The sequence below is a fragment of the Caulobacter sp. GW821-FHT09A05 genome, from assembly GCF_059418465.1.
The window spans coordinates 21,068-36,922 of record NZ_JBWKPX010000018.1; the positions used below are offsets into that span (position 1 = coordinate 21,068).

8 protein-coding genes are annotated in these 15,855 nt (G+C 64.0%); 2 read left to right on the forward strand and 6 right to left on the reverse strand.

What is annotated here, in order from left to right; genetic code table 11:
- Positions 1-59 precede the first annotated feature (59 nt).
- The 6 genes from AC07NX_RS17105 to AC07NX_RS17130 form a co-directional block, all read right to left on the reverse strand.
- Positions 60-3,689, reverse strand: coding sequence for a DEAD/DEAH box helicase (locus AC07NX_RS17105; protein WP_494643395.1), 3,630 nt, complete (start codon positions 3,687-3,689; stop codon positions 60-62).
- A complete protein-coding gene (locus AC07NX_RS17110; protein ID WP_494643397.1) occupies positions 3,689-4,645 on the reverse strand; it encodes an aminotransferase in 957 nt (318 codons plus the stop codon). The genes AC07NX_RS17105 and AC07NX_RS17110 overlap by 1 nt, the downstream gene beginning before the upstream one ends.
- Positions 4,646-5,076: 431 nt before the next feature.
- Entirely contained in the window at positions 5,077-9,246 is a 4,170-nt protein-coding gene (locus tag AC07NX_RS17115; RefSeq protein ID WP_494643398.1) for a sacsin N-terminal ATP-binding-like domain-containing protein, read from the reverse strand.
- A gap of 185 nt (positions 9,247-9,431) precedes the next feature.
- Positions 9,432-12,611 (reverse strand): hypothetical protein, encoded by a 3,180-nt coding sequence (locus AC07NX_RS17120; protein WP_494643399.1) that lies wholly within the window; start codon positions 12,609-12,611, stop codon positions 9,432-9,434.
- 1 nt (position 12,612) lies between these two features.
- Positions 12,613-13,203, reverse strand: a complete 591-nt coding sequence (locus tag AC07NX_RS17125) for a hypothetical protein (RefSeq protein WP_494643401.1) — start codon at positions 13,201-13,203, stop codon at positions 12,613-12,615.
- A gap of 1 nt (position 13,204) precedes the next feature.
- Positions 13,205-13,861: a hypothetical protein gene (locus tag AC07NX_RS17130; RefSeq protein ID WP_494643403.1), complete on the reverse strand. Its 657-nt coding sequence runs from the start codon at positions 13,859-13,861 to the stop codon at positions 13,205-13,207.
- A gap of 178 nt (positions 13,862-14,039) precedes the next feature.
- Here AC07NX_RS17130 and AC07NX_RS17135 point away from each other — a divergent pair, with 178 nt between their 5' ends.
- A complete protein-coding gene (locus AC07NX_RS17135; protein WP_494643405.1) occupies positions 14,040-14,612 on the forward strand; it encodes a CHAP domain-containing protein in 573 nt (190 codons plus the stop codon).
- Positions 14,612-15,736, forward strand: coding sequence for a hypothetical protein (locus AC07NX_RS17140; RefSeq protein WP_494643407.1), 1,125 nt, complete (start codon positions 14,612-14,614; stop codon positions 15,734-15,736). The genes AC07NX_RS17135 and AC07NX_RS17140 overlap by 1 nt, the downstream gene beginning before the upstream one ends.
- Positions 15,737-15,855: the final 119 nt, after the last annotated feature.

Below are 15,855 nucleotides of genomic sequence, written 5' to 3' on the forward strand. Positions count from 1 at the left end.
CGAATAACCATTCGGGTAGATTTACCATGAGCAAACAGCCGCCCGATCTCTCTAGATGATTATGCCTTGCCCTGCTTCTTGAACACCCGGTTGACGGTTGGCTGGCCCATAGTGGTCAGCACATAATCATGTTCAGTGCCGCTTGCGTCGTAAGCCCCGAGCACGTCCTCTGAGCGCGCCAGTTCGTAGCCAGCGGCATCGAACCATAGCACCTCGTCGTCACCGGCCACCGGCAGCACATTGTACCGCCGCTTCGCCCCCTCGGTGCCAGTCAATCGTGCTTCTTCAGGCAGGGCGGCGGCCTGGTCAACTGCACGCGCCGGCAGGGTCTTTTCCCAGGCAAGGAAGCGCTGCGGATCGATCAGGTCGTCACTCGTCGGGTCGTCAATCTCGTCTTCTAGCCAGGTTTCAAAATCCTTGCGCAAGATCTCTGCCTCTTTACGGGTTCGCGCCCGTCCTTGCGCCTGCGCAAAGGCTACGAAGGGATCGAGGGTCCCCCACCGCAGAAGTTCGCGCGCCCAAAAGCCGAACCAGGGAAGTCCGGTCGTCGTCTTCCATGCCTCGAGCGAAGGGATCGCGAGCGGATCATCGGCGCCGGCAGTCCACTTCTGCGCGACGACTGCGCCGATCGCCACGCCCAAGCGGAATTCAAGATTGTCCGCGACGAAACGCTGGCGTGCGCGAAGATCGCCAGCGGCCGGATGGTGAACACCCGGCACGCGCATCCACCAATCAAGAATCCCAGTCCAATTCTCGAGCATGTTCGCGTCGGTCACGGTATCGCGTACCCTGAACCCGAAGCCGCGATCGTTCTGTAGCAACTCTCCGATCGCCACGAAATGAGCCACACGCTGCGCGGCGGTCTCGGTCCCATAGTCGCCAGCCGCTGAAAGAAGGTCCACGATCCGCGGCGCTACCGCCTCAAAACGACGACCGACCAGTGGCGAGAAGCCATATTGATACAGACGTTGGCGCTCCTCCGCATCGGGGTAGATCTGCTCCACGACAGCCTGCCCTCGCCGAATGATGGCGCGCTCAAGCCAGTCTTCCTGCGCTGCCGCGGCGAACGAAAAGGTCTTCTGCCAGAGCTGGGCGAGACGGGCTTCGGCCTCAGCAGAACCCATCGCCTCGCCGACCGTCTTGAGCTCCTCAAGCGCGGTCATCACGAAGGCATCAAGCTCGTCGAGGGTATCGGCAAGGCGAGACGGCCCGTCGTTCGCGCCCTTGCCGGCGTCGTCGCTAAGCTCCGCCGGGGAAACTTGGTCAAGCCAAGCAAGGAACGCCTCCTCTCCCGCGATGCCGAGAAGGCGGCGCGCCTTCCCGCGCAACTCCTTCAGCAGCATCACCAGCGGGCTCAGCGATGCGTCGCCAGCAAGTTCGTCGGCCCTAAGGGCCTTGCGCAGATTGTCGTAATCGTCCTGCAAGCCGGTTCGCTGCTCGCGCTGGGTCGCTTTTTGACCTGGGGCGGTGGTGACGATCGTCGTTGGCAAGGCCACCAACGTGATCCCTTCCATGCCTCTCGTCGAACCGGGCCGTCCGGCGCGGCCTGCAAGGTTCCGAAACTCTGCTGGCGTGAACGGCGTGATTACTGGTCGCCGTGTGACATTGTCGTACGCGCTGCGTTTGAGCGACGTAACGAAGATCAGATCGAATGGAAGGTTCACCCCTTCGGTCAACGTCGCTGTCGCAACCGTTATCGGACAGACCTTCGCTTCGATAACGGCAACCATCAGCCGCCGCAGCTTCTGCGGCATCTGCCCATGACTGGTAGCAATTCCGCAGTCTAGCAGCTTCAATTCGTACGAGCCCTCGCCGCAATAATCGATGCAGCAGGCACGGGCTTCGGCGAACAGCTCGCCGCGCCAACCATCAGGCGCCTTGAATGCGGGGAGCTTGGCCCACGTCGGCAGCGCGAAGGCCTGAACGAACCAGCCCATCGTCTGCTCGGGTTCCTGCGCGACCGAGATCAGGATCCGGCGATCGGCTGCAGCCAGATGCAACGCGGTCCAGAGGACCGTGAGCTGGTTGAAGCGATAGAGGCTCGAACGCATCGTCGCCGGCAGCTTAGGCATCGCCGGTGTCGTGAGGTTCAGGTAAACCGGGTTCGCGCGCTCCTGAACGTGGAGGGGCATCCCATTCACCAGCTCAAGATGCATGATCGACCGTCGTTCGGGCGTCGTCCGCAGCACCCCGATCACCTGTCTCGTGCTGCGATAGCGCAGGCCGATCGCCTCCGCTTCCGCATTGCCCTCCATCCAGCGCGCGACGGGACCTGCGGCGCCTCCCGCGACTGCGGTGAGCGCGATCCTGACGATGTCGGGCGACTGTGTAAGAAGACGCGAAACGAAGCTTTCCAAGCGGAGCGCGCGGCTGCTGTGATCCGCAAACGCCACCCGTCCGTTGTCGGTGTCTTCGGGAAGCACCTGATGGGCCTCATCGACAATGAGCAGTCGAAGCCGGCTGAGCAGCAACGGGGCGAGATACCGCATCAGCGCGTCCGCCTTCTCCACGGTCGCGATCAGGACGGTCGGTCGGTCGGCATTCAGCCAATAGTCAGTGATACCCCAGTCGGCCCCGCCGTATAGACCTGTGACAATCAGGTCGCGTCCCAGTTCGGAGGTGAGCTTTGCCTCGACCTCTCCAGCCAACGCCCTGGATGGGACCAGGTAGAGAGCAAGGGGAACGACGTCTCCATGGTCGCGGAGCAGCAATTCCCTCACTAGGCCAAGATTGGCAACGAGTGTCTTCCCTGATCCCGTCGGCGTGCACAGCGCGAAAGAGGCATTCTCCTGCAAACGTTTCAGGCCAGCCTGCTGAGACGACCATAGGATCCCGCGGCCACGAGCAAATTGTTCGCGGGCAAAGGCAAGCATTCTGGGAAGCTTTTCAGCGTTCAGCGCGCCGAGCGCACGCGCTGGACCGTAGATGCTAGCGCCGACAAATCGGTCGGCGACCTGTCGGAGCAACGTCACCACCAGCGATACGTCGTCGCTAAAGGTTCGCGCCGCCATCGCATCGAGCGCCTTGAGCTTTGCGGACGCCATGGTGAGGCGCGCGTCATCGCCGCGGCGGATCGAGTCTGCGAAGAGGCCGAGGGTTCGTACGAGCTCGACCGTGAAGTACCATGCCAGCCTGTCGTCGGCGTCCGCCTCCGCCAAAATCCGACGCGAGGCCGCAGTATCCGTCAGGTCAGGGTTTTCGCGCCAGAACGCCATCGCCTGCTTCAGTACGCCGTCAAAATCGGCCTGGAAGAAACGCGCGAACAGCTCTGTGCCGTCCTCCTCGTCGTGATCCACTTGGGCGAGGAGCCCGGACGCCATTGCCGGCAAACCGCCAAGCTGAAATGCAGCGCCAGCGAGGAGTGTGATTGGCGCCAGCCGGCGTACTTTGTCCGCTGAGCGGGACAGCCATTCTAGGGCTTCACCGGCACGCCGGTAGCAATCGATCGCACGCGGCGAACCCGCGCCTTCAACATCGACGAAGATTTCAGCCGCTTGCAGCAGGCGGCGAGCCTCGGCGAGCTGAACGCGGGAATCATCGCGGCTCCACGCGATGGTCGCCACATTCCAACCGATCTGCAGGCACCGAACGTAGGAGCGCGCCTGATCGGCGGATAACTCATTCTCCGTGGCGAGACCGATGCGCACGCCGTTGGCGACATTCAGCCGTTCCTGATCGTGCTCTGGCATCAGGCTTGCGCCCAGAGCGCATCATATATGCGGTCAATCAGCTTCTCACCGTCATTGAGGATCAGCTCGACCACCTGCAGATCGTGCGGCGCTGCGTATTCGTCCGGCACTGGCTTCCATTGGATGAGCGGATGCGCCGTCTTGCGGCTCGGCACATCGTTTCCGGCGATAAGAATCAGGTTTGTCCTCGGTATTGCCTCTGCGCCCTGGACGACGAGCGCGCGATCAAGCGACAGGATCGCGGCCGAATACGCTTCGGGATCGATGTCCTTGAGCAGTCGTTGGAGCTGCCGCAGGCCATGTGGCACCTGCGGCGCCTTGTTGATCTGGGCCCAAATGCCCTTTCCATCATTCTTGACGACCTTAGTGACCTTGTTGGTGACTTCGGTGCCATGCATCAGGGTGTGCACAACCGCCTTCTGGAGCTTCTTTCGCCACTTCGCCTCGCCAGCGATGAAGCGAACGACGGCCCCATCATCATCAATGGCGAGTGCGAGAAAGTCGGAGCCGCGTCGGCCATAGACTTCGCGCTTGCGAGCCGGGTCCCGCGCTAGCTCGAACATGTACTGCTCGGCGTCCTCGTGGAATCGAAACAGGAAGACCGGGATTACCCAGTCATGGCCGCCGACATAGTCGAAATGCTGGGTGAGCATGCCCGCCATGACTTCACCAAACAGGCCACGGCGAGTGATCGAGGGGAGGCAGGTCGGATAGGCCGCATGCGCGCCGTCGTCGGCAGCATCAGGATGAAGTTCGATGCCGAGCTGGGTGTGAAAATAGGCCCTGGCATCGGCATGCGCTGACTCAAAATAGGCGATGAAGTCATCGACCAGTTCGTCGTCGCATTCGCATTTCTGCTCGAGCAGAAGGTGCCCGTAGTTGCCTTCGGTGCTCGGATAAGGCGTCACCCAACGCTTGATCGCTTTTTTTGGTGGCGGACAAGTGTGCAGCGTCAATTCGATAAACTCCCCCGTGTTTACGATAGAGGAGCCGACCGCCTTGATGAAGCGCTAACGCATCCCCGTAGCAGGCTCCCAAGCAATTCCGGCTCCCACCGCGAACCGACGTTCATGATGTCTGCTTCGGGCGTTGTATCCTCGCTGGCGGATCCAGCGGGAAGAAATGGCGCGTTTCGGCGTCTTTCTGCGTTGGAATGCAGGTTGTCGAGGCGGTGCGGGACGATCAGTTTTGTCTAATCTGTAGCGATATCAGTGTATTCGCGCGGAGCATTACCTCGAAATTACGAAACCGTAGTTCTCCGTGGTGTCCAACAGGGCTCCCTTTGAATCCTAGAGGGCGCGTAGGCGCACAGAGCTCCTGGGGTACGGCTTACCCAAAGCACCGGCGTTCGATTTGGCCAAGCTACGCCACTGTTTGTCGACCCGAACTAGGCCGCGACGCGCACGGCCTTCAATTTGATGTTCAGAGCCGATGGGATGTCATCTACGCGAATGTCGCATTCGCGCGCCAGCGCGTGGCCGTGCGCCAGCGGGTCCGACACAATGGCGAGGTTGGCGGAGTCACGGCCGTCCGCGTCGAATTGGATCCGGTATACGAAGTATTTCGCGCCATGACACGCAGCCGCGTCCATCTCGTTGGCGACGAGCCGGACGACGCCGGATTTTACTTCAATGTACCGGGCGATCAGGTCCGTCCGTGACGGATCGGACGCGAAGAGGTCGCGGTCTTCGCTCGTCGGGAAGCTGAGGAGGTCGCAGCCAAAGGCACCGCGACCCTGAAGCCGGCTGACATCGAGGGCAAACCGTCCCTCGCTCGTCTCATAGAACTCAGCCCACGCCTCGGCGTCCGCCGGATGATCGGGATCTCGCGGCGCGCCCAGTGCTCCTGTGAACCCGCCGACCCGCAGACCGCCCCCGCCGCCCCCGCCCCCGCCGCCCCCGCCCCCGCCGCCAAGTCGTGGTTGCTGGGGCCCGGCCGTCACTCCCACCACCGGTCCGGGCTGCGTAGGCGTGGGTGGACTGGCTGCGGTCGGCGGCATGCCGCCACCCGGCGACGTTGATGGCGCCGGCGTTGAAGCGGGCGCGGGCGGGACAGGGGCAGGGGCAGGGGCAGGGGCCAGTGCTCTGGCCAGGGTCGCAGCGTCTACGCCGTGGCTTAGACCCTCGACGGGATCAGGCTCCAGCTCGGCCATGAGCGCCTCTATTTCCTCAGCCGAGCGATGGGTCAGCATGCGCCGGAGCTGTACCGCGCGCAGGCTATCGCTGGGGGCTGAGAGTAGCCTGGTGAACTCGCCGCCGGACTGCAGACCGAGCCGCTCGGCGACCGCGTCACCGATGACCTCGGCGGCCAGGAACACGATGTCTGACTCCTGGGCGAGCGGATCAACCACAATGATGAGGTCGTCGTCGGCGATCACTTGCTTCCAGGGTTCGAGGGCGGCCGTGCGGGTCTTGTCCTCCAAGTCGATCTGAATGATCGCTGTCGTGCAGATCAAAAGCCGAAATTTTTCGATCGGCCGAAAAGCGGCTGCATCGGAGTTCGCCGCCCGGCGATGAGCACGGATGTAGGGAAGCGATGCGGCCCACAGGCGCCGGAGGATCGCGGTGATGGTGCCGCCTTCCTCGTGCCGCTCCATGACCGTCATCCTGAGTCTGCGGCGGCTGAGTGGCGCAGCCCCGAAGCGGGCGAGGGTGTCGGCGGCGTTCCGCCGCGATGGCAGGTCGATCAGAGCTACCAGATCTAGGGCCGCGGCCGGCAGGTTGTCGCGATCCAGATAGAAGGTCTGCCCAACGTCCGCCCATCCGACGCTCGCTCCGCGGCGCACCTGCAGACGGCCCGTGCGGAAGAAGACATCGGCCTCAACCGGCGCGCGCCTGGGGTCAAAATCATCGAGCTCGAGGATCTGCCCGTAGAGCCTGCGCACCAGTTCAGTGGACGCGCCCCGTTGTTCGAGGCTGCCAAGCAGGGCGAAGATCCGCCCCTCGCGGAGATCCATTAGTCCGCGAGGCGATCCGGCCAAGTGTAGCGCCCTGGCCCAGGTCTCGCGATCCAGACCGAAGGCGTAGTCGTCGCTCGGTGGGGATGGTGCGGGGAAGAGATCGCCGAGGCGTCCTGGCGATTGCATGGTGTCGAAAGGCGCTGCACGTTCGCCGCTCCTGACGGCGAGCCAGGCGGTGGCGCCTATGCTGTGGCGGACCAGATCCGGCAAGGGGCCGTGGTATCGTCGATGCTGCTTCCTACCGGTCCGGGCGCTCAGTCTTGTGACGAAGGGCTGGCTCATGCGTGGGTCTTGCGCCAGCCACGCCAGGACCGCCTCGCTCGGTGCCGACGAAAGAATATCGTCCAGACCCTCGATGGTTTCGTAGGTGGCGTTGGCGTCCCAATAGGACAGTTCACTCCGCTTGATGGTGTCCTGAAAGTTGCCTTCGGACACGTCGAAGGTTTCCGGCAGGGCCGAAACCAGCGTCGTCCAGAGCTTGGACGGCACGCTCTGAAATCCTGTTTGCCGAGGCCAGATCTTGACGCCTATCCATTGGAAGAAACGCCACAGGTCTGCCGGATCGCCCGACAGGCCGCACGCTTCTGGCGAAGCCACAAGCAGGTCGGGGCGGCCTTGATAGAGCGCGGAGACAAGGGGGCCGGTCCCGCCATAGAAACTTGACAGATGGACCTCGCGCGCGTCCCGCCACTTTCCATCCTGGCATCGCACCTCAAGGCGGCCTGCCGGGTAGATGGCCTGTCTGCCCTCGCCCATGAACAGGTTGAAGACCGCCTGCAGCAGTTCGACGCGAACGCGCTCGGTGTCGAGGCGCCCGCGCTCACGAACGAGCATTGCTTGAGCTCGTAGCGAGGTGATGACGCCCTCGACGTTGAATTCATGAACGCCGAACCCAGAGAGTTGACCAATCCGCGCGCGCGGGGCGCCCTCAAGCTCGCTGCTGACCAGCCGCCACAGGTCCGGATGCATGAACTTCGCTCGCGCCCAAGAGGGAAGGGCGGGCGGCCGCCGTGAGGCCGGGTCCGTAAAGCAGGTGTTATTGCCCGCCAGCGGTCGCCCCTCCGGATCGACGATGAGCCGCCTGTCATGCAGGTCGCGCGGGAGCTTTCGCGCGACGCCGACGATAACGTTCGCGCGCTCCTTCAAGGAAAGCTCCGCTCCTCGCAGGACGGTAAGGGCCTTGCGAGTGTCAAATTCCTTGACCCCAAGCCGCTCCAGGACGGCGCGGTCGGCCTCATTCCTGCACAATGCGAGATTTCCGAACAGCCGGCGCGGGAAGAAGGTCTCGTAGCCCTTGGGGCCGACACGGGTCTCAGCCGCCGCAGCCCGGGGACCCTTCATGGTGCGGATGATCTTCAATTTCGATGCGGCGGCGTAGACGGCCTGCTCGAACGGCTGGAGCACGGGCGGGAACGCGGCGCGGCGGGCGAGAAGCGTCAGTGGCTCATGTGACCTGCCCTTGCCGTAGGCGGCGATTGTTTCGGCGAAGAGATTGGCGAGCTTACCCAGGACCGCGGTGTTGACGGTCGAGTGGGCGTTGAGCGCCTTGCGGTTTGAGTCAAGTTCCAGAGTCGCGTGCAGAAGCGCTGGAAAAGGCAGGGCGACATCGGTCGGGAAATAGGCGTGCAGGTTGCCGCCTGTGAACGCGTGACTGGGAACGGCGATGGCAGCTTCGTAACCCCAAGGCGCGCCATTGCGGTCCTTGGTGTTTCCGCTCTGCCGGCGGCAGCTCCAGGTTTCCTCGGTGCTCGCCTCGCCTTGGGTGATTTCCAGATGCAAGAGGTCGCCGTCTCCAGCGCGCCGTCGCCAGCGCGTTGGAGGTCGGCCCGAGACCTGCAGTTCGATCTCACTGAGCGAAGGGACGAACAGCAGGAACTGGGGTTTGAACTCGTCGGCCTGATCGATCGCCTGTTGCAGCAGGGCTGGAGTTTCGAACCCCGCGGCGATGACGGTCTGGTATCCCTCGTCCCGCAGCGCGCGCGCGCGCGCGACGAGCGGCGCCATCGCCTCGCCGTGGTGTCTGGCTGCCTCGTCGCCGACCATCGGAAAGGCGAGGATTGGCGCCGCCGGATCCGCGCCGCGCAATAGTGCGGCCAACTGCGAGTTGCGCTTGGCCAACTGCTCGGCGTGTGCCCATGCGTGACGACGTGAGAAGGCGATCTCCAGCGCGCCACTTGAGACAAAGGGTTCAGGCGACCAGTTCAGGAGCGACCGAAAGCCAAGACCCTTGGCGCCGATCAGCCGAATGGCCCGGCCTGGTTTGTCGCTGGTGTTGGCCGCCATCAGTGATCGGACCCCGCTGGTCCGGAAGGGCTGCCCGGTATTTGCGACGATCAGCCCGCCCGCGGTGATTTCGATGCGAACGCGGCCGGGAACGCCGGTTTCAGCGGCCGCGTCGGCGGCGTTCTGGACGAGCTCCAGCAGTTCCCGACCTGCATAGTCGCGGGTCGTTCCTCTCTCCGCGCGCCCGTGCCCGAGAAGAAAATCCGGCTTGGCTAGATAGGCCTGATCCGTAGCCTCGACCTCGGCGCGGACGAATTCGGCCCAAGTCTGGGACGACGTCGGCGTCTGGGTGTTACTTGTCGGTGCGTTCTGCATGTCGGCCAGCCCGTTTTATTGTGGCTACAGCTTAACCTTGTTCTGGGCGACCGAAAGCGCGGTTGGAGGACATGCGAGCGCGCCGGTTTGAAGCGGATCGATTACGCAGCGACAATCAAGACTAGAAGCAGGTCGATCCATCGAACGGTATTGTGATGCTGTTGTTAGACCGCAGCCGGAGCGGCTTACGTTTCGAAAGCCCGAGAAAGGGCGAGATCGCGACGGTCCCGTACTTTGGCTGACTGAGGTCGCGCTAGTTCGAAGTCAGGTTTAGATCTGCCCAACACCGCGTCGGTTGACCGATCGCTCAACTGGTTATGGCCGATCAACCAGCGTTGCTGCACCACTCCCCGCCAGCTCAGCCCCGTCGTCGGGACGCCCTGCATGGCGCGTACTTTGCGAATTTCCGCCTCGGGCGCCGCGAACAGAGCGGGCACGAGCTCCGCGATCGGAGGACGGCGCGCACGCCAGCATGCGCCCGCGTACTTCAACATTAGTGGGACATAGACGCCTTCCATTCCCCGGATATGTTGGTTGAGAAAACCCTGCCTGTAGATGTAGACCGCCAGAGCATCGTTTTGGGTCGCGTCCCCGGCGAGCTCGAACCACGAGGGGTCGAAGATTTCCTGAGCATGACGCAGTCGTTGTAGCGCCTGCTCATTGTCCTCGCGCGCGATCGCAAGGTCCGCATCGCAAATCGCCAGCCGCATATTCATGGTGGCGCGCGTCGTCGCGATCACAAAGCGACATGCCTCCCGCTCGCCGGAAGGCCAAAGTGATGAACCCTCCCAGGCATCGACGAGCATCCTGTCGCGCACCGACCGAGCATCCACATTCGCGCCTTTGAGAAATTCCAGGCGGTAGGCCAGCTTTGCCGTCCAGACCAATTCCATGGGATGGACGGGTTCGTGATTGCCTCTACGGCGTTCGACTTCGTCGCACGCGGCCAGCAACAGGTCCGGCGCGGACGCCCGCGACGCCGTGGCCGCCCAGCGGATCGCCGACCAGCTAAAGGGTTCCGCGATCCGCGACAGTCGATCTCGGTTTATCGAAGGCCGTCGACTCCGATCTTGTCTGAGGCGCCGGACCTCACTGAGATGATATTGAGCTTCGTGCAGCGTGACGGAGCGAAGGGCGGATCGGACGTCGAACCGCCTCACGTCCCCGGAGCGATCCAGGAAGTCGACCAAGGCGTGGGCGGCGCGATCATGAATGTCCGCCTGGGCCTTTGCGTTGGTCAGGAGCGGAACCCGGGTCCGGAGGAAATACTCGAAGCTGGCGTCTTCCGGTCCCGCATGCCGGCCCGATTGACCGTAACCCAAGATTCCCGGTTGTCCGTCCGGTCGCGGCTCCCTCAGTGCGCGCAAGATGTCCTGACAAGCGGCGTCCGACACCCCCAGCATCCGGCGCGCCGTGGCGAAGGAGAACCCGTTTTGGAAGACACTGAGGTCTTGCACGGCCTTTCTCAAAGGCGCTGGAAGGAGGTGGCGGCCGATCGTCCGGGTCGGCGTGCCGGCTTGTGATACCAAGACGATGCGCGTGGCGCCCAGTAGGCGGCCAAGGCACGGGGTCGGAGTTGGCTTGAGCAAGCCGGCATCCGGGTTTGAGGTGAGCGCCTTTTCGATGGTGCTCATTCGTAGGCGGCCATCCGGGCTGTGGGGCATGGTGCTGGGCCAGCTAAGCTGGCTCGCGCCAAGAATGACGAGGACGTCCGGTGCGCGCGTCGGACGCCGGGCCGTCGGCTCATACCGATTGAGTTCGTCAGCCAGCAATTTGGCGGGGACTATTTCCGACGCTGCGTTGCAGAGCTCTTCCAGCTTGCCGGGCTCACCTCGGATCGCATCCCAGACCACGCGCCAGAATCGCTCGCCAACTTCCTTGGGGGCGGCGCGCACGAAGATGTAGGATCCGAGACGTTCGGTCCGATGAGATCGTCGGTCGAGCAGGGTTGCTGCGGCCCGGTTCACACCGCAGAGCGCCTTGGTGACGGCCACCCCGGTGATGTCAGGCGGCAGGCGCAGAACCGGACTGTCCGAGTTGCGCAGCAATTCGCGGACATGTTCAATTTGCTTTTGCTCAACGGCGTCGGAAGGTTGAGCGCGGAACAGCTCGGCCAAATCGGGACAACGCACCCATCGGTGACGCCGCCAACCATCCCCAAAGGCATGATCGGCGAAGCCTGAGAGCTTATCGCCCTCCCCGGTCTTGATGCGGTCGCTCCTGGACGCGGGAGCCGATCCCGATGGGACCAACACTTGGTCGAACAGGGCCTCCTGCGCACTTTCGACCTTCGCTTGAACCCCGTCGACCCAGCCGATGTGGTAGTCCGCCCCGGCCTCGGGGTCGAACGGGGCGTCGGGAATCACTTGCGCTAAGCGACCCGTGGCGCAGATCGTTTCCATCGCCGGATCGCCGAGCAGGCGACCCAAGATCACTAGGCCGAGATAGGCCTCATGGGAGGGGCCTTGGACCTTGAGACACCATTCCGATTGGAACCGGCCAAAAATCGTGGAGGACACACTGAGATCCACGACCAGGGAGGCGCCGGCGACTAATTTGCGGAAACTCGGGTCCCAGGCTCGATGGTTGAGCGCCCACATATCCTTGGCGGCCGCCAGGGCGGTGGCGAACGAGGCGCCCCAATCGCCAAATCTCGGATCCGCGGGCAGCGGGCAACGGACCTGCGAAGCGCCGTCCATGACCAGTTCAAGGCCGATGGGCAGGGTGCAATGCGCAGCTGCGCCCCTGGGGCCGTTTGCTTCGACCAGAAACAGCGGCCAAGCAAACAAGCCTTGAATCATGAAGTTCTCCACCATCCGCCAGCGGGGTGGGGGCGCGCCGCGTCGTAGAACCGCCAGGGCTTCGACCCTGGCGTCTAGACGCTCGGTGCTTTGCCAGGACGTCATCAGGTTCTCGAGCAGCCCTGGTAGCTGATCGCGGGCGTCCCAGTCTCGGCCAAGCTCGAGGCGGGCGAGCCTGATGAGCTGATCGCCTGTGTGCCGACCAACCGTGATGTGGTGCGCAAGGATGCGGGCGCCGGCGATCGGGGAGATCGCTCGTCGATTGGAAGTTTCCCAGCGGGCGCGGGCCAAAGCCCTACTCCAAACCGGCAGATAATCCTTCCATAGGCTCGCGGTCGTCGGCGTCAGCGCCGCCAACGCCTCCAGCGTCGACGGCGGCAACTCCACGATCTGGTCCTCCGATCCCGGCGGAACCTCGGTGCGCCTTGGCCATCGCCTGCTGAAGACCGCGCGTTGCTCGCTCATGGTCGACAGGCCGGCGGCGCGCAGGAGTCTGGCGCCAAGTCCGAGGGCCTGCCCATCGATCCAGAGCTCGAGCGGACCTGGTTTGGGATCGCCGATCATCTCAGGTCCACGTGACGGCGATGCTGTCGGGGTCCTCACTCCAGGCGTCGAACAGGTCTTCAAGCATGTCGGGCCGGACCCCGACCAACTCGGCGAGGCCGGAGACAGCGTCGGGACGCAACGCGATCGACCGCCCCGCTATGACCAGCCGCGCAGGGGCAGCCGCCTCAGGGAAGGCGGCGAGCACCCGAAGCCCGTCATCGAAGAATTCCAGCATTCCTTGGCCGACCCGCAGCACGGCGGAGCGCTTGGGCAAACCATGATCGCTGCTTGCCGCTACGCTGCCAGAGGCGCGGCGGGCCGCCGCCAGACTCGCCGGACGCAACCGGTCGTCGTTGACGGCCTGGTCCGGGTTCAGCCAGGCGGGGACCGGCCCCATGCCGACCCGATACAGTGTCATTTCGCCGTCGCCGTCGTAATCCGGCGCTCGGGCCGAAATACCCGCCAGCGCTCGGAGGATCGCGGCTTCAATGGGGTCGACACTGTCGTGAGAAGGGTTGTCCGCGCCGGGCGGAGGAGCGGCGGCCGGGTCATCGGTCACGGCGCGCTGCAGACGGATAAGCACCTCTTCGGTGGTGAATTTGGAGCGCATGTCAGGTGTCCAGTCTGTTTGGGAAGCGCGTCTTCAAGAGGCGCCGGATCCTGGTGCGAATGGTGTCATAGGCCTTGTCGGTGAGCTCGAGTAACCGTTTGATCTCCTCAGCGGTGGTCCCTGTCGCCAGAAGCTCGACGACCCTCAGAGCGGCCTCATCTCCTGCGAAAGCCTCGAAGACCTGTTCCGCCTGTTGTCGTGATGCGATTTGGCGGTCTGCCCCAGGATCCTCGCTCAACAGCAGGTCCGTCGGATCGGCGCGGGCGTCCCGCCAGGAACGTTGAACCATCTCCGTCCGCGCACGCGACCATATGATCTGCTCAAGACCGTACATCAGGCTCCAGACCCGCTTGATGCGGCGGACCCGCAATACGCGGTCGATCGCGTCGTGCAGGAGTTCCGGCCCGTCGATCCCCCAGCGCCAAAGGCCCATGCGGGCCGCCGCGATGCCGGCCGTCCTCTTGAGGTGTGCGCGCCGCTGCTCATCGGCGCAGACCTCTCTTACGAACGCCAGAACCTCCTCGAAGGAGTAGACGCCGTCGGCTTGGTCATCGTTCGGGCCTGGCGGTGCTTCCGCGCCCACGGGCGCGAGAGGGGTGGGTTCCTGTCCGGTCGACGGGGTCGACGGGGGTCTTAACGGTCGGCGGTAGCCAGCCACGTCTTCCTCCCAGTTGGGGCCCTTTAGCTGACCCTGCTCACCTATCGCTCAAGCGCGCGGAGCGCGGACATCGCCCGCGAAAAATATTTCGATGGGCTGTCCCGTCCGCCCTTGGCCGCCTGATCCGAATGCTCCTTGAGGCGACCGCATCCCGTGGCGCCCGGATCAAGGAATGGTCATGGAACAGCATATCAATCTCCGCCCCGAGAAAGGGCGTCGCTCTCGCAGCGCGGGTTCGCCGGCGCTGGTCGCAGCGCTCACGATCGCTCTGCTTGGCTCAACCATCGCGTCTTCTGCGCAGGCTGTCGAGTGCACGACCTTCGTCAAGTCGGAGCTGAGTCGTCAACGGCCGACGCTCGACTATTCGGGCCTAACCGGCGACGCCGGAAACTGGGTCCGTTCAGCCAAGAGGAATGTCGGCGCCTCGGTCGTGGGCGCCGTTCCCTCCAAGGGAGCCATCATGGTCTTCGCTGGCAGCGGCGACGCCGGGGCGTTCCCAACCTACGCGACCTACGCCGCAGGCGCCTCCGGGCATGTGGCCCTGGTTACAACGGTGACGGATTCCCGGAACATCAAGGTCGACCACGCAAATTGGCGGCGTAACAAGGTCGACCTGGGCGTCAAAGTGACGACCTCCGATGGTTGGCGCACCGCCAGCGTTGAGAACCGCGACACCGGGGCAATGGGCGGCGGCCGCTATGCGGTGGCCGGCTTCATCAGCCCCGCGCTGTTCCCCAAGAAGAAGAAGTGATGCCGATGCGGGGATTGTCCTCGCCGGCCGTGGTCCTCGCTCTCGCGGCGGGGACCCTGCTGGCTCTGCTTGCCTGTGCGCCCAGCGCCCAGGCAAGCACCATCACCCTGTCGACCGGCGAACGCCTTGAGGGCGTCCTTGAAGGGGTCATCAACGGCCAACTGGCAATGCGAACGGCGCGCTTCGGCCCCATGACGGTGCCGCTTGCTTCAGTCGCTAGGATCGAAAGCGCAGCTCCTATCATGATGGAATTCGGCTCGGGGGAACGTCTTGTCACGGACGGCTTCCACGCCGACGCCATCAGCTTCCACGCGACAACGCGTTTTGGCGTGGCCGATGGAGCTTGGTCCGATCTGCGAAGCCTGTCTGAAATGACGTTGCCGGTGGCACAGACGGGCGCATCGTCCCCGGCAGTTGCCCCTCGCCACGAGGTCTCGGCTAGCGTCAGCTACCTCAGCAACCAGACAAGCACGCTCGTCGGTGGGCAGCGTTCACAGTTCACCAGCGTGCAGCTGGGCGTTTCCCGCGCCCTCACGCCCGCAATGACGCTCTCGGCCGACGTGCCGCTGTACCGCAGTGTCGGTCGGCTGACCGACCTCGGCGAGACTCGGAAGGAAACCGTCTCGGGAATCGGAGATGTGTCCATCTCGCTTAGCCGCGTCTTTCAGGGTGCCGGTGCACGGCCGCATCTCCGCATGCGTCTCGGCGTCGGCCTACCTACGGGCATGTCCGGTGGTCCAGCAGACCGCGCTCTCGCCGGTTTCAGCGCCGGTGCCTGGTCGATGACAGGCGAGCTGAGCGCGCAGCGGTCCATTGGGGGCGGCGCCCTGCTCGCCAGTGTCGGCTACACGCGCTACCGTTCCCGCCACGGCGGGCATTCCACGGGCGAGACGGAGTGGGCTGTCGGCTATCAGGCTGTGCAGACCGAGGGCTGGTCTCTGAGCAGCGTGGTGAGCGGCTCGTTCACGCGCGTGGCAGGCGAGCGAGCCGAACCCGCCTACCTGACACTTTCGGCCACGCATCAATCAGAGGAGGGAGTTGCGATTTCACCATTCTTCGTCAACGGGCTCAACGTCGACGCTCAGGACTTCATGGTAGGTTTGTCGGTGGTGCGTAGCTGGTAGCCGCTGAAAACGCCGAGATGGGGCAGGTCTGCGCCGTTGCGCAGCACCTGTTCTCCGGGCTCGAAGGTCCGCTCGATCATGCTGAGTCTCCCGTCCTCGTCCAGTCTCGCGGGCGATAA